The sequence below is a fragment of the Rhizobium sp. P44RR-XXIV genome (assembly GCF_001999485.2).
In the GTDB taxonomy this organism is placed as follows: domain Bacteria; phylum Pseudomonadota; class Alphaproteobacteria; order Rhizobiales; family Rhizobiaceae; genus Rhizobium.
The window spans coordinates 619,725-635,899 of sequence record NZ_MPVZ02000025.1 but is presented as its reverse complement, the minus strand read 5'-3'; the positions used below and the strand labels follow the sequence as shown (position 1 = coordinate 635,899).

Annotated in this window: 17 protein-coding genes, 1 tRNA gene and 1 pseudogene; 10 read left to right on the top strand and 9 right to left on the bottom strand. The window is 61.1% G+C overall.

Annotation, left to right across the window (positions count from 1 at the left end; all coding sequences use genetic code 11):
- Positions 1-133: 133 nt before the first annotated feature.
- Positions 134-940, bottom strand: a complete 807-nt coding sequence (locus BSK43_RS08500) for an alpha/beta hydrolase (RefSeq protein WP_077468355.1) — start codon at positions 938-940, stop codon at positions 134-136.
- 88 nt (positions 941-1,028) lie between these two features.
- Positions 1,029-1,910, bottom strand: coding sequence for a LysR family transcriptional regulator (locus tag BSK43_RS08495; protein ID WP_077468356.1), 882 nt, complete (start codon positions 1,908-1,910; stop codon positions 1,029-1,031).
- Between the two features lie 96 nt (positions 1,911-2,006).
- Here BSK43_RS08495 and BSK43_RS08490 point away from each other — a divergent pair, with 96 nt between their 5' ends.
- The 4 genes and pseudogenes from BSK43_RS08490 (at position 2,007) to BSK43_RS08475 (ending at position 4,836) form a co-directional block, all read left to right on the top strand.
- On the top strand, positions 2,007-2,756 hold the full coding sequence (locus BSK43_RS08490) for a sulfite exporter TauE/SafE family protein (protein WP_077468357.1): 750 nt from the start codon (positions 2,007-2,009) through the stop codon (positions 2,754-2,756).
- A gap of 118 nt (positions 2,757-2,874) precedes the next feature.
- Positions 2,875-3,465: an isochorismatase family protein gene (locus BSK43_RS08485; RefSeq protein ID WP_077468358.1), complete on the top strand. Its 591-nt coding sequence runs from the start codon at positions 2,875-2,877 to the stop codon at positions 3,463-3,465.
- Between the two features lie 44 nt (positions 3,466-3,509).
- Positions 3,510-3,958 (top strand): annotated as a pseudogene (locus BSK43_RS08480) (Rrf2 family transcriptional regulator).
- Positions 3,955-4,836: an NAD(P)/FAD-dependent oxidoreductase gene (locus tag BSK43_RS08475; RefSeq protein WP_077468359.1), complete on the top strand. Its 882-nt coding sequence runs from the start codon at positions 3,955-3,957 to the stop codon at positions 4,834-4,836. Before BSK43_RS08480 ends, BSK43_RS08475 begins: the two are co-directional and overlap by 4 nt.
- Positions 4,837-4,876: 40 nt before the next feature.
- On the opposite strand, the gene BSK43_RS08470 is transcribed toward BSK43_RS08475, so the two are convergent.
- Positions 4,877-5,464 (bottom strand): TetR/AcrR family transcriptional regulator, encoded by a 588-nt coding sequence (locus tag BSK43_RS08470; RefSeq protein ID WP_077468360.1) that lies wholly within the window; start codon positions 5,462-5,464, stop codon positions 4,877-4,879.
- Positions 5,465-5,521: 57 nt separating this feature from the next.
- Here BSK43_RS08470 and BSK43_RS08465 point away from each other — a divergent pair, with 57 nt between their 5' ends.
- On the top strand, positions 5,522-6,280 hold the full coding sequence (locus tag BSK43_RS08465) for an SDR family oxidoreductase (RefSeq protein WP_077468361.1): 759 nt from the start codon (positions 5,522-5,524) through the stop codon (positions 6,278-6,280).
- Positions 6,281-6,312: 32 nt separating this feature from the next.
- Here BSK43_RS08465 and BSK43_RS08460 read toward each other — a convergent pair whose 3' ends face one another.
- Entirely contained in the window at positions 6,313-6,765 is a 453-nt protein-coding gene (locus BSK43_RS08460) for a helix-turn-helix domain-containing protein (protein WP_077468362.1), read from the bottom strand.
- Positions 6,766-6,873: 108 nt separating this feature from the next.
- On the opposite strand from BSK43_RS08460, the gene BSK43_RS08455 reads away from it, so the two are divergent.
- On the top strand, positions 6,874-8,148 hold the full coding sequence (locus tag BSK43_RS08455) for an MFS transporter (protein WP_077468363.1): 1,275 nt from the start codon (positions 6,874-6,876) through the stop codon (positions 8,146-8,148).
- Positions 8,149-8,192: 44 nt separating this feature from the next.
- Here the strand turns inward: BSK43_RS08455 and BSK43_RS08450 are convergent, their stop codons facing one another.
- Positions 8,193-9,089 (bottom strand): LysR family transcriptional regulator, encoded by an 897-nt coding sequence (locus BSK43_RS08450; RefSeq protein WP_077468364.1) that lies wholly within the window; start codon positions 9,087-9,089, stop codon positions 8,193-8,195.
- A 117-nt stretch (positions 9,090-9,206) separates the two neighbouring features.
- Between BSK43_RS08450 and attM the strand changes: the two genes are divergently transcribed.
- On the top strand, positions 9,207-9,998 hold the full coding sequence (gene attM / locus BSK43_RS08445; RefSeq protein WP_077468365.1) for an N-acyl homoserine lactonase AttM: 792 nt from the start codon (positions 9,207-9,209) through the stop codon (positions 9,996-9,998).
- An 83-nt stretch (positions 9,999-10,081) separates the two neighbouring features.
- Here the strand turns inward: attM and BSK43_RS08440 are convergent, their stop codons facing one another.
- The 3 genes from BSK43_RS08440 to BSK43_RS08430 all read right to left on the bottom strand — a co-directional run bounded on the left by BSK43_RS08440 (position 10,082) and on the right by BSK43_RS08430 (position 12,859).
- Entirely contained in the window at positions 10,082-11,002 is a 921-nt protein-coding gene (locus BSK43_RS08440) for an NmrA family NAD(P)-binding protein (protein ID WP_077468366.1), read from the bottom strand.
- 253 nt (positions 11,003-11,255) lie between these two features.
- A complete protein-coding gene (locus BSK43_RS08435) occupies positions 11,256-11,894 on the bottom strand; it encodes a class I SAM-dependent methyltransferase (RefSeq protein WP_077468367.1) in 639 nt (212 codons plus the stop codon).
- 83 nt (positions 11,895-11,977) lie between these two features.
- Positions 11,978-12,859 (bottom strand): helix-turn-helix transcriptional regulator, encoded by an 882-nt coding sequence (locus BSK43_RS08430; protein ID WP_077468368.1) that lies wholly within the window; start codon positions 12,857-12,859, stop codon positions 11,978-11,980.
- Between the two features lie 92 nt (positions 12,860-12,951).
- Between BSK43_RS08430 and BSK43_RS08425 the strand changes: the two genes are divergently transcribed.
- The gene (locus BSK43_RS08425; protein ID WP_077468369.1) at positions 12,952-13,848 is read left to right on the top strand and encodes an SDR family oxidoreductase; all 897 of its coding nucleotides are present in this window, start codon (positions 12,952-12,954) and stop codon (positions 13,846-13,848) included.
- Positions 13,849-14,107: 259 nt separating this feature from the next.
- On the opposite strand, the gene BSK43_RS08420 is transcribed toward BSK43_RS08425, so the two are convergent.
- Positions 14,108-14,197: transfer RNA gene (locus BSK43_RS08420), tRNA-Ser, on the bottom strand.
- Positions 14,198-14,431: 234 nt separating this feature from the next.
- On the opposite strand from BSK43_RS08420, the gene BSK43_RS08415 reads away from it, so the two are divergent.
- Positions 14,432-14,749, top strand: a complete 318-nt coding sequence (locus BSK43_RS08415) for a hypothetical protein (protein WP_077468370.1) — start codon at positions 14,432-14,434, stop codon at positions 14,747-14,749.
- A gap of 350 nt (positions 14,750-15,099) precedes the next feature.
- Positions 15,100-16,095, top strand: coding sequence for a BMP family ABC transporter substrate-binding protein (locus BSK43_RS08410; RefSeq protein WP_068400919.1), 996 nt, complete (start codon positions 15,100-15,102; stop codon positions 16,093-16,095).
- The last annotated feature ends 80 nt before the right edge of the window (positions 16,096-16,175 follow it).

Genomic DNA, 16,175 nt, shown 5'->3' with positions numbered 1-16,175 from the left:
TTCTCCTGCCTGGAGCTGATTTTGCTCCCCGGGGCGGAAGGGCCTGTCAGTGGCGAATCGGTCACCGGAGTGTCGAATAAGATGATGCTCATCATTTATTCCAACAATCGGACGTGCGCAACTGAATCTCGTATCAGGCCGAAATCCGAGCGAGGAAGGCGAATAAGGCCGCGTTGAATTGCGCCGGCCGCTGCAATGGCGCGAAGTGGCTGACGCCGGGGAGAAGAACGAGTTCCGCGCCCGGAATATGCCGCGCAAGATAGTCGGCATGTTCGCGTTTAATGAACTCGTCATGCTCGCTGTGAACGATGGCCACGGGTACATGGATCTCGGCCAGATCGTCCGTGCTATAGTTCGGCTCCGTTTGTTGCATCAGGCTGACGGCTTGAACAAAAGCATCGAACGCATCAGGCGTCGGCGACAAAGCGGCGTAATCCTTGGTGTGACGAGAGAAGCAACGCTCGACGATCGGCGTGAGCACAAATTCCTTGGTGCCGCTCGGGTCCATGTTGCAGGCAAAGAAGAAGACCCCTGAAATGCGCTCTGGATGGGTTCTTCCAAGGATCATGCCCGTGCAGGCACCATCGCTCCACCCGGCGATGGCGGCTTTTGCGATCCCCAGCCGATCCATCACGGCCAGAACGTCGGACGCCATCAGCTCGTAAGAATAGGGCCGCGCATCGCGCGTGCTGCGACCATGGCCGCGGCTGTCGATGACAATGACGCGATGGCCGGCGTCAATCAGCGCCGGCACCTGATAGCCCCAGTTACCGCTGTTTCCCAAGCCTCCATGCAGAAGGATCACCGGTGCGCCGCTGCCATAGGACGCGTACCATATGCTGATACCGTCATGGTCGACGTGGCCGCTCGCCTCCGTGTCCGGCAGGGGTGCTGCCCCCTCCGCCTCGAATCGATCGAGATCGTCGTCCTGAATTTCCATGTTGACCTCCCAACGAACTGTCTCCCCCAGACAGCCACGCGGGCGAGCCTATTCGATCAGCCATTGCTTATTCAATAAGGAGTTTTGGTCAGCGCGCCGCCAGATGCTCGAAAAGATCCAGGGCCGGCGGCGGCAACTCTTCCAACGAGCGTGTGCAGACCGACAGCTGGCGTGTAGCCCAGCCGTCTGTGAGGCGCAATGCGACAATCCCTGCGGATCGGCCGCACCGCCGCGCCGCCGTTTCGGGCACGATGCCGAGGCCTATACCCTGGGCGGCCATCTGGCAGATGCTCTCGAAGGTCCGCATCCGCACGCGCATCTTCAGCCGCGTGCCGAGCCGGGCAGCCTGCGCGTCGATATGATCCTGCAGCGCGCCGCTCGCGAGCCCGACAAAATGCTCGTGCAGGATCTCGGCAAAAGCGATCTTCTTTTCCGCCGCAGGCGCATGGTCACGCGGCATGACCACGACAAGCCGGTCGATGGCGAAGGGCCGCAGCACCAGGCCCGACGTGTTGACGGCATCCGAGAGAATGCCGATCTCCGCCAGCCCGGACGAAACGGCCCTGGCGATCTCGATGCTCTGGCGCTCCCTGAGTTCGATATCGACACGCGGATGCGCAGCCATCCAATCTCCAAGCCGCTGCGGCAGGAATTCGGCAATGGAGGCGGTGTTGGCGACAAGCCGGATGGTCGCCCGCAGGCCACTTGCATGTTCGCCAAGCTCGCCGCGCATCTGCGCCAGTTGCCGCTGGATCAGCCTGGCATGATGCGCCAGCGCCTCACCGGCCGGTGTCGGTGTCACACCGCGTCGCCCGCGCTCCAGAAGCTGCACGCCGCCATTGGCCTCCATGTCGCGCAACCGTTCGCTGGCGGCCGGCAGCGAAAGTCCGACATCGGCGGCCCCATGCGTGATGCTCCCGGCATCGACGACGGAGAGGAAGAGGCGAAGGTCGGTCAGATCGAAGCGCATGAAAGGAGAGTATCTCATCTCCAGCCTTCGGCATAGCCGAAGCCTGGCTTCGCTTCATCCGCATTGTCCCCGGCTCCGGATTTGCTAGGGAAGGGCATGATGGATCATTCGATACCGCTCATTGCCGCGATCTTCGCCACCTTCTTTGCCGCCGGCATCGTCAAGGGCGTGACCGGCATGGGGCTGCCGACGGTAGCGATGGGCGTGCTGGGCGCATTGATCTCGCCGCTGACGGCAGCCAGCCTGCTGATCGTCCCGTCCTTCGTGACCAATGTCTGGCAGTTGCTGGCGGGTCCGAGTTTTGGCAAGCTTGCGCAGCGGTTCTGGCTACTGGTGCTGGCGGTCGTCATCGGCACCTTTGTCGGCTCGTCGTTGCTCACCAGCGGCAATTCGCTGTTGACGACGGGTGCCCTGGGTGCCGCGCTCGCGCTCTATGCCGCCCATGCGCTGCTCGCCCGCCAGCTCCGCGTGCCGCCGAAGCTGGAGCCGATGCTTTCACCGGTCATCGGCCTCGTGACCGGCCTGTTGACAGGTGCCACAGGCGTCTTCGTCGTGCCTGCAGTGCCCTATCTACAGGCGCTCGGCCTCGAAAAGGACGATCTGGTGCAGGCGCTCGGCCTCTCCTTTACCGTTTCCACGGTGGCGCTGGCCGGCGCGCTGGCATGGCATGGCGCCTTCCGCATCGACAATCTCGCACTGTCGGCCCTTGTGATCGTCCCGGCGCTGGCGGGCATGTGGGCCGGGCAGGTCATCCGCAACCGCGTCAGTCCCGCGACCTTCCGGCGCTGGTTTCTGGTCTGCCTTCTTCTTCTCGGCGTGGAAATGGTCGTGAAGGCCTTTTTGTAAGGTCTTCATCATTGTCAGACTGCCGATGGCCCGCCTCGAAGTGATGCCGAAGGCTTTGAACTCTCATCACGCGGCCGCCATATGGTGTGCAGCTTCAGAACACTAGGTAGGCGTATCGATGGAAGAAAAGCAGGAAGCGACCAACGATCTCATCAAGACGGCCGATGCCCTGCTCGTCGTCGATGTGCAGAATGCCTTCGTGGAAGGCCCGGCCGCGGTTCCCGGCCATGCGACGTTGACGTCAATGGTGGAACTCCTGCTGGAGAAGGCCCGATCCGCCTGGGCACCGGTGATATTTCTGCAGAACGATGGTCCAGTAGGCGCACCGGACGAGCCGCTTCAGGCCGGATGGAAACTCTATTTCCCACCACGATCCGGCGAACTCGTCATCAGAAAGACCAATGACGATGGCTTCGACGGCACCGATCTCGACGCCATTCTGACCTCGTTCGGCGTGCGTGACCTGGTGATATCAGGCATGCTCTCGGAGATGTGTGTTGCCGCGACGGCGCGCGCGGCCCTGCAGCGTGGTTATGGTGTGCTGCTGCCGCATGATGCGCATGCGACGTACGATGTCCCGGCGGGACCAGGGTCCGAAGCTGTTCCGGCGACTATGGCGGCACGAGCGGCTGAATGGTCGCTTGGCGATGAGGTGCGCATCTGTGCTTCGGCGCGTGAGGTCCGTTTCGCGGAGCGTAACCGAAAATAGTTTTGCTCTTGAATGTCGCTTCGAATCGTAATAATTGAAGTTACATGAAAAGAGACAGCCGCCTTTCCTCCGTCCTTCACGCCCTGCTCCACATGGCCGAGCAGGGCGGCCCCGTCACATCCGAAACCCTGGCGCAATGCATGAACACCAATCCGGTGGTCGTGCGCCGCACCATGGGGCTTTTGCGCGAGGTTGGCATCGTTCATTCGGCCAAGGGGCATACCGGCGGCTGGACGATTGCCAGTGATCTCGGCACGGTAACCCTGCGCCAGTTGCACGAGGCGCTCGGCGAGCCTGCGGTCTTCGCCATCGGCAATCGCAACGAAACGCCCGAATGTCTGGTCGAACAAGCGGTCAATTCCGTGCTCGACGATGCCTTTGCCGAGGCCGAGCATTGCTGCTCAAGCGTTTTGAAACCGTCACCCTCGCCGATCTCGCCGCCGACTTCGCGCGGCGTCATGCGGATTGGCGTGAAACAAGGAAATTATCATGACCCATGACGTCATCGTCATCGGGGGCAGCTACGCCGGAATGGCAGCCGCCCTCCAGCTTCTCCGTGCCCGGCGCAAGGTGCTGGTGATCGATGCCGGCCAGCGCCGCAATCGTTTCGCCGCGGAATCACACGGCTTTCTCGGGCAGGATGGCGTCGACCCCGCCGAGATCGCCAGCAAGGCGCGCGAACAGCTTCTGGCCTATCCGACATTGACCTGGGTCGAGGGGCTCGCCGAGCGGGCCGAGGGAGAAAAGGACGCCTTTGCCGTCACGACAGCCGATGGTGTTCGCCATGACGGCCGGCGTCTTCTCTTTGCGACCGGCGTATCCGACGCATTGCCCGCCATCGAGGGCCTCGGCGAGCGCTGGGGCAAGAGCGTGTTCCACTGCCCCTATTGCCACGGCTATGAGCTCGATCTGGGCCGCATCGGCTGTATCGCCACCGGGCCGATCTCGGTGCATCAGGCGCAGTTGCTGCCGGAATGGGGAGAGGTGACCCTCTTCCTCAATGGGTCCTTCACTCCAGATGCCGAGCAGCGCGCCGATCTCGAAGCGCGTGGTGTTACTATCGAGGAAACATTGGTCACAAGGCTGGAAGGCAAGGCCGACATACGTCTTGCCGATGGCCGCCTTCTCCCCTTCGCGGGCCTCTTCACCGCATCGCGCGTTTCACCCGCGACCCCGATCGCCGAACATCTCGGCTGCACCATCGAGGAAACGCCCTTCGGCACGCAGATCCAGACCGACGCCATGAAGGAAACCACCATCCCCGGCGCCTTTGCCTGCGGCGATGCCGCCCGCATCCCGCACTCGGTAACGCTCGCCGTCGGCGATGGCGCCTGGGCCGGGGCGCAGTTGCACCGATCGCTGGTGTTCTGATGGTAACTGCAGGAGTTGGTTCGCCGGCGAAAGATATTGTCTAGGGCGTCAGGCAGGCCTGAATGGCGCTTCCGAGCCTGTCGACGATCACCTCATCTCCCGCCGACTCTATGCTCGAAGAGCCGAGCCCGGCGCGCAGCACGGCAAAACCCATCACATAGGCTGTGACGAGTGCAGCCCGAGCTTCAGCGGCCGGCCCCGTCATGCGTTCTGAGAGCGGCTTGATGAAGCTGGCATGCAGCGCGGACGAAAGGATTGACGCCGCCGTCGGGCTGCCGACCGATCGCAGCAGGAAGGCGAACTCGTCGAAATCCTCTGCAGTGTGATGCGTGATCGGCGCCATCAGATGGCGCGCGACGCGCTCGCCCATGCCCTCAATCGATCCTTCAAAGACCGGTTCCAGCCCGAATGCGCCATCGGCAATCATCGTGAACAGCGCTTCCTTGGAACCGAATAGTCTCGGCACCATTGCGGGATCGACGCCTGCGGCCGCAGCGATCTCGCGCACCCCCACCGCATCATATCCGGCCCGTGTGAAGGCTGTGCGCGCCGCCGCAAGAATGCGCCCCCGGCTTTCCGCCGCCGAAAGGCGAGGTGCTCGGCCTCCATTATCAACATTTGTTGACATTTTCTTTGCTCGCCTCTATCTGAATTATCAACGAGTGTTGATAACAGTGGTCGACCGATGACTCCAGAGACTTTCACGCATCTCCCCAGCAAGATCATCCTGGTGACGGGTGCCAGCAGCGGCATCGGTCATGCCACCGCGCTACGGCTCGCCGATGCCGGCGCACATGTCGTCGCAACGGGCAGGGACGAAGGCCGATTGGCGGCGCTTGCCGACGACCTTGGCTCTCGTGGCGACTGCATCCAGGCCGATATTGGCCGGCCGGATGATATCATCCGCCTCATGAGCGAGATCACGTCACGCCATGGCCACCTTGATGGTCTGGTGATTAACGCCGGTCTGTCGAATGCACCTGAGATCGGCGACCTCGATATCGGCAGCTATGATCGCTTGATGGATGTGAATGTTCGCGGCGCCGTCTTTACGTTTGTTCATGCTTTGCCGCTTTTGGCGGAAGGCGCCTCGGTGGTCTTCGTCGGCTCGGTTGCGGGGCGCAAGGGCCAGCCCGGCGATGCGCTCTATGCAGGAAGCAAGGGCTTCATACGCGCCTTCGCCCGCAATCTCGGGACGTCACCCGACATCATGGCGCGGCGCATCCGCGTCAATGTCGTCTCTCCGGGGCCGATCGAAACGCCGTTGACCGAAGCTGCGACCGCTATTCCCGAAATCCGCAGCTATGTCGAGAAGATGATCCCGATGGGACGCTGGGGACGGGTGGAGGAAGTCGCCGAAGCGATTGCCTTCCTGCTCTCACCCGCCGCTAGCTTCACGACCGGCGCCGAAATCACCGTCGATGGCGGTATGGCGCATGTCTAGACGGCAGATTACCCAAGAGAGCAAGCGGCATCCTATTTGTCTTCGGGCACCTTCAGAATAACCGTTTCATCCGGGCCGATGGACCGGCCGTCCTGTGCCTTGATGTCAAGGCGGACAGGCTGTCGGCTCGCCCGATCCACCAGCAGCGAATGCTCTTCCGCCGGTGCAAAGAGATGGCGTTCGCCAAACTGGCGAAGCGCCACCATCACGGGGAAGAGGTCTTTTCCCATCGCGGTCAGGCGATATTCCATGCGCGTGCCGCCTTCGCTTGTCGGAACGAGCTCCAGAATGCCGCTCGACACCAGCGTCCGCAGCCGCTCCGTCAGAATGTTCTTGGCGATGCCGAGGCTCTTTTGAAACTCGCCGAAGCGCGTCAGCCCGTCGAAAGCATCGCGTACGATGAGCAGCGACCACCAATCGCCGATCACGTCCAATGAGCGCGCGCTCGGGCAATAATCGCCTTTGAGACTCTTTCGCGCCACCATTTGCCTAGCTCTCTCCATCATTTGCTTGCGAGATCGGTTGCATTATTAAACCAATAATGTTAGTCGATCGATGGTTTTATTATTAAACTAAAAGCACGGGAGTTTGCAATGACCATCAGGCAAAACGTGCCGCCGGCAGGCGGCGCGAACGATATCGCGCGTCTCGATTCTGAGCAGCCCTTCGCCGAAAGCAGTTCGCCGTTAACGCGCGCCACCATCCTCCTGTTTGCCGTGGCCAGTGGCCTGGCGGTGGCCAACGCCTATTTCGCCCATCCGCTTCTCGATGTCATGGCCGATGATCTTGGCCTCTCGCGCACAGTCGCGGGGCTTATCGTCGGCGCGACGCAGCTCGGCTATGGATTGGGCCTGATCCTGCTGGTGCCGCTCGGCGATCTGGTTGACCGGCGCAAGCTCATCATCATCCAATCGCTGCTGACGGCCCTCGCACTGGTGTCTGTCAGCCTTTCCACCGATGCGACAATGCTGCTTGCCTCGATGGCTGCCGTGGGCTTCCTGGCCGTGGTGACGCAGGCGCTGGTCGCCTATGCGGCGAGCCTCGCCCACCCTTCGGAGCGAGGTCACATCGTTGGCATGGTCACGAGCGGCATCGTGCTCGGCATCCTGTTGGCGCGAAGCGTCGCCGGAACGCTGACGGATATCTCCGGCTGGCGGACTGTCTATATCGTCTCGGCGCTGCTGACCTTGGTGATCGCGCTGTTGTTGTGGCGGGCACTGCCCCGCCAGCAGAGGCCGCAATCGGGCCTTTCCTATGTCGGCCTCATCCGCTCTCTTGCGACGCTGCTCGTAGAGGAGCCCATCCTGCGCATCCGTGCCGTCATCGCCATGCTGATCTTCGCCAACATCACGACCTTGCTGGCGCCGCTGGTCCTGCCATTGACGGCAGCACCCTACTTCATGTCGCACACAGAGGTTGGCCTGTTCGGCCTTGCCGGAGCGGCCGGCGCGCTCGGTGCCATCAGGGCAGGGCGCTGGGCCGACCGCGGCCATGGGCAGAGAATAACGGGGATAGCGCTTGCGCTGATGTTGTTTGCCTGGCTACCGATCTCGATGCTGGATCAGTCGATCCTGTGGCTCATCGTCGGCGTCCTCGTCATCGATTTCGGCCTGCAGGCGACGCACGTCACCAATCAGGGCATGATCTATCGCGTCAGGCCGGACGCGCAGAGCCGGCTTACTGCCGCCTATATGGTGTTCTACTCCATCGGCAGCGCTATCGGTTCCTCGACATCGACGATCATCTACGCGCATGCAGGCTGGACCGGCGTCTGCGTCTCCGGCGCCGCCATCAGCCTGGCAACGCTTCTCTTCTGGGCTCTGACCCTGCGGGCGACACCCGCTATAGCGACGCAGAAGATCGGTTAGCGTGATGCCTAGCTGCCGTCGAGCTCACACTCATCTTGATGACATCAGCCCGGCAGGATTGTCGGTAGCTTTTCCTCCAGCAGAGACAGCATCGCCCTGATCCGTGGCGGAACGGGCCTGATGGCTGGATAGAGGGCGTGAAGATCGAAACCCGGCACGATGTATCCGGGGAGCAATCGCTGCAATCGACCGCTGGCCAAATCTTTGGCGCAGACCGGTTCCTGCAAGACGCCGATGCCTGCTCCATCCAGCAGCATGGCATGCAAGGGCCGCCAATGGCTGGTGCTGACAACGTTATCGATGGCGGCAAGTTCGGTTTGCTGATCGGGACCGACCAATGGAAGCCGCCCATTGTTGAACAGGCCGCTGACTCGCAGAAAAGGATGGTCGGCGAGTTCGTCGGGGCTTGCCGGCGCTCCGTGCCGCTCGATGTAGCTCGGTGCCGCCACCAGCACGCGGCTGACATGGCCGAACTTTTTCGCAATGAAGCTGCCCTCGCCAAGATCGCCGAGGCGCAGCGAGATATCGACGCCTTCGGTAACGGGGTCGACGATCCGGTCGTTGAGGATCAGTTCGATTTTCAACAAGGGATGAAGCTCGCGCATCTGGCGCAGGATCGACGGCAGGATGACTTCGCCCACACCATGAGGCGCGGCGATCCGCAGCATGCCGCGCAATGATTGGTCGCCATTGACCACAGTCAGAGCGTCGGCCGCGCTTTCGAGAACCTGCTTGCTGCGCTCGTAGAAGGCCGCGCCGACATCGGTGACGGACAGTTTGCGGGTGTTTCGCAGGAGCAGCCGCGCGCCGATATATTGCTCCAGCCGATCAATACGCTCGCTGACAGCGGGCTGACCCATGCCGAGATCGCGCGCGGCCGCCGACATGCTGCCACGCTCCACCACCCTGACATAGACGCGCATTGCCACCAGCAGATCCATGGAATCAATATATCGGCTCAACCGATAAATGAAAATGGACGATGCCGCCTACCGGCCGCGCCGCCTATCGCCGAAACAAGGGATATGACGTCAACGAAATCCACCAGAGGTAGGGCGATGAGCGACATCAGGCTATACATGTTTCAATCGGGCACGCAGAGGTGCAAGGTCCACAATATCAGGATGGGGGAGGGTAACGGTGTCGACTATGAGATACCCGTGCCGTGGTTTCTTCTCACCCATCCCAAGGGCCATGTGGTGATCGACGGCGGGCTTGCCGCCGAAGGCCTGGCCGATCCCCGCGGCTATTGGGGCGATGCCGTCGACAACTACAAGCCCGTCATGGTCGAGTCTCAGGGATGCGTGGCGCAATTGGCTGGCATTGGCATTGCGCCCGAAGACATTCGCTTGGTCGTGCTGTCCCATCTCCATTCCGACCATACGGGTGCCATCGGCCGCTTCCCCAACGCGACGCACATCGTCCAGCGTCGGGAGTATGAATACGCCTTTACGCCCGACTGGTTTGCCGCCAGCGCCTATGTCCGCCGCGATTTCGATCGTCCCGAGTTGAAATGGCAATTTCTGGAGGGCGCTGCGACGGATGGTTATGACCTTTACGGCGACGGCACGCTGCACATGCTGTTCACGCCGGGTCATAGCGTCGGCCACCAGTCCTTTCTGGTAAACCTGCCGAAATCAGGCGCAATCCTGCTGGCCGCCGATGCCGCCTACACGCTGGATCACTGGAACGAAAAGGCTCTGCCCGGCTTCCTCGCTTCGGCCGTGGACACCGTGCGGTCGGTTCAAAAACTGCGCGCCGTGGCCGAACAGGTTGGAGCGATGATCGTTACCGGGCATGATCCGGAAGCCTGGCCCCGCTTCAGGCAGGCTCCCGGTTACTACGATTGAGGCTCCCGTTTCTCGGAGCCGTGGCAAAGACCCCGTGCTTCTCAAGAGCACGTGGGTCCTTGCTGTTATCGATGCGTCTTTATCTAGGCCTGGCCGTCATAAAACTCCGCCCTATGCTGGCGAACCCATTCCTCGATACCCGTTGGCTGGAAATCCTCCAGGCTGGGTTGCGGCTTGAACGCCCCTGACAATATCGCATCCGCTTCCTCCCGATGCGCTGCGAAGAAGCGGAACTTGGATGCGACGCGGCGTCCGGTTCCCGGCCCCATCGCGGCATCGACATCCCGCTCGAATTCATCGAGTTGCTGGTGACGATAAATGACACTGCGCCCGAGCCCCGCGCCGATCCTCAACGCCAGTTCATCGCCACCAACGCTTTCCGGCCCGGCGATACGGTGATCGCCGGCATCGACGCCACGCTCCAGCAGGGTCACGGCCGCCCGGGCACAATCATCCGTCGATGTCCATGCGATCCGCTGGGACGCGGCAATGGGCGGCGCGAATATTCCATGCTCGACAATGTCAGCTCGCGCCGAAGGCTTCAGGAGATTGTCGAGATACATGGTCGGTCTCACGATGACGAAGGGCAGGCCTGAGCGGCGGGCCACGTCCTCGATCATCGCATTTGCGACGAAGCTCGGCTCCGTGCAGGGCACGGGACGGCTGGCGCTTGCGAGCTTCAGGATGATGGAAGTGAGACCGCTGGCGAGCGATGCCGATACAGCATTCTCAGCCTGAATGCGCATGTCTTCCAGCGATCCGATCGGGATCTGGAGTACGGCATGGGCAATGCCCGCGCTGGCGGCGTGAAGCGATGCAGGATCACGAAGATCGCCTTCCGCAAGCTCGACGCCGAGCGCCGCCAGTGCCGGAGCCCGCGTCCGGTCCCGGACAAGCGCCCTGACCTTGAAGCCGCGTTGACGTGCGGCACGAACGACGGCGCCGCCCTGCACGCCGCCAGCGAGATAGACGAGGATGGGCTGAGATTTATCGACTGCGAACATAAAATGACTCCTTCGAATGCGGTCTGCCGAAGGAGCATCGTCGGATGGCCACCGGGCAGACCCAGAACGCGCCAAGGCGCCGGGACTGTCGGGGGATCTCACGCAGGGCGTGGGAAGAGAGCTTCTCCATTTGGGAGAAGGGCCTGGGCCTACCGAGACCAAGCCAGCCATTTTCGACAGGGAGAATTTAGAGCGGAGTTAGTGCTGGCGTCAATCGAAAGATGGGCCATGTGCCGGCGCGGAAGTGCCTTCGTTACCTCTTGCGGGCCACGATGTAGGGCCGGTTGTCGTTGCCCTTCGTCGCGTGATTTTCCGTGGCGATGATATCGAAGCCCGCGGCAGATATTTGCTTGCTGAGTTCCGATGCCCGAAAGACGCCGGCGTAGGGCGCCTTTCCGATTACCCGCATCGCGGGCAACAGGGCGAGCCGGATGAGCGGGTTCATCTCACCGACGCAGGGTGTCTTTGAGATGAACAGGCCATCGGCCGCGAGCAGGCCATGGATGTGGCGCAGCGTGCCCGGGAGATCGCGGACCAGATGCAGATAATTGAATCCCAGAACGGCATTAAATGGCACCGGGCCGGGCGTCACGGCTTCCGCTGTCGTGGTGCGGAATCTGAGGTTCGCCATGGGATTGGCGATCCGACGCTCCCTGGCAATGGCAATCATCTGCGCGGAAATATCCGTCGCAAGATAGTCTTGAACATCGCCCGCAAGCCTGAGCGCCGTCGTTCCGGTTCCGCAGCCCAGTTCCAATATCCTGTCGCCTGAGTTCAACAGCGCGCGGGTGCTCTCCAGCGTGCGCTCATACCCTGCCTGATCCGCGATCGCACCCTTGGCGTAGTTGCTTGAAGCCCGGTCCCAGAAACGGGCGTCGCTTTCTATGATCATGCAGGTCACTTTCCCCGTTTATGCTTGCCGGCAGCCCTATATGCTCGCCGAGTTAATTGTTCCCCCAGCTGGGTCTGGGACTATCAGGATTTCAGGGCGTGCCAAACTCCTTCGGCGGCGACGGGCGCCGACGGCGAGATTGACAATAGCGAGCTGATCCGCTCGGCATCCTCAGGCGTTGCAGGGTTATAGACGACCATGCTGAGGTCCGTTCGGCCGTCGACGGAAAAGGCCGAATATTCGAAAGAGAGCGGGCCGAGAACCGGGTGGTGGATATGCTTGACGGCTTCGGTATGGGTGGCGGGAACATCGTTGTCCCGCCACATGGCCCGGAACTCCGGGCTGAGCCGGCACATTTCGGCAACGAAAGGCTCGATCTGGGTGACGGCGCCTGCGCGGGCGGCGTCGATGCGGAATGCACCCAGGGTGAAACGGGCCACGCTTTCCCAATCATATTGCGCGGCACGGGCGCGAGGATCGAGAAAGATGAAGCGCAGGATATTGCGCTCGCCCGGCGGCAGGGATTCGTAATCCACCAGCATCACTCGCGACGCCTGGTTCCAGGCGACGACATCCCAGGTGGCGGTTCTGATGAGAGCGGGACATGGCTCGAGGGCATCGAGCACGCGCTGCAGCCGCGGTGTCACGCCATCATTCTTGCGGTAGTGTGCCTCGGGCGGACGGCCAAGGCCGAGGAAGAACAGATGTTCCCGCTCGACCTCCGTCAGCATCAGCGCGCGGGCGATGCGGTCGAGCACGTCGGCAGACGGCGCACCGCCACGCCCCTGCTCAAGCCATGTGTACCATGTCGGGCTGATATTGGCGCGCTGCGCCACTTCCTCGCGCCGTAGCCCCGGCGTCCGGCGCCGCTCTGAGGCGAAGCCGAGGGCGGAGGGATCAAGCTTGCTGCGACGGTCCCTGAGATAGGTCCCGAGCGGATTTTCCGTGTCGAGGAGATCGGCCATCCTGTTAGTTCTTTTACTATGATAAAGTCACTACTTTACCAGAATAAACGATTGGCAGAGATTTGTCTCCAGCAAATAAGGAGACTGTGTCAATGCGTGTGTTTGTTACTGGAGCCACCGGAAATATCGGCTCTTATGTTGTGAAGGAATTGATCGCGTCAGGCCATCAGGTGCTTGGCCTCAGCCGCTCGAAAGAAAAAGCGGTAGCGCTTGCTGCTGCCGGTGCGGAGGTTCTTCAAGGAACGATCGAGGATGCCGAAATCCTGAAAAGCGGCGCGTCGCAAGCGGACGGCGTCATCCATCTTGCTTTCAACCACGACTTCTCGAATTTCGTGGCCAACTGCGAAGACGATCGCCGCGTCATCGCAACGCTTGCCTCGGCGCTTGCCGGTACGGCCAAGCCGCTTGTCATCACCTCGGGAACACCCATCGCCAACACGGTGCCGGGCGAACCCGCCCGGGAAGACAATGCCATCGCCGGCTCCGACCAGCATCCCCGCGCGGCTTCGGAGGAAGCGGCAATCCTCGCCAGCGAAATCGGCGTCAACGTCTCCGTCGTGCGCCTTCCGCAAGTGCATGATCCGCTCTCGCAGGGGCTTATCACCCCCTTGATCGAGATCTTCAGGCAGAAGGGCGTGTGCGCCTATGTCGGAGAGGGGATCGAACGCTGGCCGGCCGCGCATTTCTCCGACGTCGCGCGCCTTTATCGCCTTGTCGTCGAGCGTGCCGAACCGAATGCCCGGTACCACGCGGTTGCCGAGGAAGGCGTGGCGATGCGCGATATTGCCGAGGCCATCGGCCGCCGCCTGAACCTGCCGGTCAAATCCATCAGCAAGGAAGAGACGCAGGACTATTTCGGCTGGCTCTCGCTGTTTGCCGGACGCGACATGCACGCCTCCAGCGCCAAGACGCGGCAAAAGCTCGGCTGGGAACCCACCGGCCCGAAACTGCTCGAGGATCTCGCGCAGTTGCCGGTCTCCGCGGCATGAAGCCCGGTTTAAAAGTCTGATCCGCTGGCGGATTGGAATTTCAGATAGCGCTTAATCGAGGGCTCGGTCGACATTGTTGGCCGGGCCTTTTGGTTGCTGTGACCGGGCGGCTGGCTCAGTCTTCAGGATCACCCTGGCCGCTTGATGAGAGATCTCGAAAGCAAGCAATTGCGGCTATATCTGAATGCGCGGAAGAAAGGTCGTCATCACGTTCCGCACGATACCGTCACTGACGTCTCCGGTACGAGCGGGATATAGATGGCGGACAAGGTGGGATTCGAACCCACGGTACGCTTTCACGCACACACGCGTTCCAGGCGTGCGCCTTAAACCACTCGGCCACCTGTCCATCTGCACTTTCGCATCCGATAAAGGAGCTATTGTGGGAACGGCGCGATATATACCGATGAATTTTCTGGGATCAACCCGAATCTGACAGTTTTTTGACTTCTGGACAAAAAACTACGCGCTTGCCCTCCATTGCGTTTGTTTCATTCTCAACTTATCTACAATGAAGGACGGAAAAATAGTGCAACCGGCCAAGCGTGCATGGCCGAGGATAGTTGAGTATCCGGAGGAGTTTATGCGTTTCCTGTTGCGTTTTGCCAGTCTCGTCGCGCTGGTGGTTGCGGTCATCGCCGGGACCATCGATTCCATACAGTCGGTTGCTGCCTCGGCAATAGTATTGACCCCGATGGGCGACGCATGGAGTGACGTCAGCCCATCATCGCTTGCCACGGTCCGCTCCGCGATCGCCTATTATGTTCACCCTCGCTTCTATGACATGGCGATACAATGGCTGCTTTTTCAGCCGGCTTTCGCCGTGTTCCTGGTGATCTCGCTGCTGCTGTGGATGATCGCTTACAAACGACCGCCGCTGATCGGTCGGTTCAGCGCCTGACGCGTCGTAAAGCGCCTCCGGGAGCTATGCTGTTCGGGGAGTTCGGGCTTCCGGAAAAGGCGCTCGCGGACAGGTCTGGCTGTGGACCGCAAGGAAGTAAAAACCGCCTCAATGACTATTAAAATCGCAGTTTGAAAGCAAAATTGTTTAAAAAACGGCTACTTTGAGCGGGTTTTCAGCAATTCCCACAAAATTTTACCAACTGAAAAATTTCTCGTGAATTTTTCATGCAGCCATGCAAGGATGCTCGCTAGCTTGGCCTCGGGGGAGGCCGGCGGTTCCGCAGACATGCCCGGTCAACGGGCTTGCGGGAGGACCCAACAAAGATAGCAACAACAGGGCTGCGACTCATGAAAAAATCCCTTCTGACCCTTTTCGCCTTGGCCGCCATGTCGGCGACGGCGCTTGCGGCCGATATCAAGCCCGCGATCGTCTACGGAACCGGCGGCAAGTTCGACAAGTCGTTCAACGAATCTGCCTATAACGGCGCTGAAAAGTTCAAGAAGGAAACCGGCATCGCTTATCGCGATTTCGAGCCGACCGGCGACACCCAGGGTGAACAGGCGCTGCGCAACTTCGCCAGCAAGGGCTTCAATCCGGTCATCGCCGTCTCCTTCGCCTGGACCTCGGCTCTCCAGAAGGTTGCTGCCGAATATCCGAAGACCGAATTCGTGCTGATCGACGACAGCCTTGATCTGCCGAACGTCCGCTCCGTCAAGTTCAAGGAAAACGAAGGCTCCTACCTCGCAGGCGTCATGGCTGCTCTGTCCTCGAAGTCCGGCAAGGTCGGCTTCGTCGGCGGCATGGACATTCCGCTGATCCGCAAGTTCGAATGTGGTTACGAGCAGGGCGCCCGCGCCACCAATCCGAAGATCGAAGTCTTCCAGAACATGACCGGCACGACCGGCGCTGCCTGGAACGACCCGGTTCGCGGCGGCGAGCTCACCAAGAACCAGATCGACCAGGGCGCCGACGTTGTTTACGCGGCTGCCGGCGCGACCGGCCTTGGCGTGCTGCAGACGGCTGCCGACAACAAGAAGCTTTCGATCGGCGTTGACAGCAACCAGAACTACCTGCATCCGGGCTCGGTTCTGACCTCGGTCGTCAAGCGCGTCGACCTTGCCGTCTACAATGCCTTCTCCGATGCCAAGAACGGCAAGTTCACGCCCGGCACCCAGGAGCTCGGCCTGAAGGAAGACGGCGTCACCGTTGCTATCGACGACAATAACAAGCCACTCGTCACCGCGGCTATCCAGGCTGCTGTCGATAAGGCTCGTGCCGATATCGTCGCCGGTACCGTCAAGGTCCACGACTATACGGTCGACAACGCCTGCCCGAAGAGCTGATATGAAACAAGGGCGTATGACGGATCAAAACGTCATACGCCCTTTTCTTATCCTGAATCCGGTTTCGGGAGCCTATTATT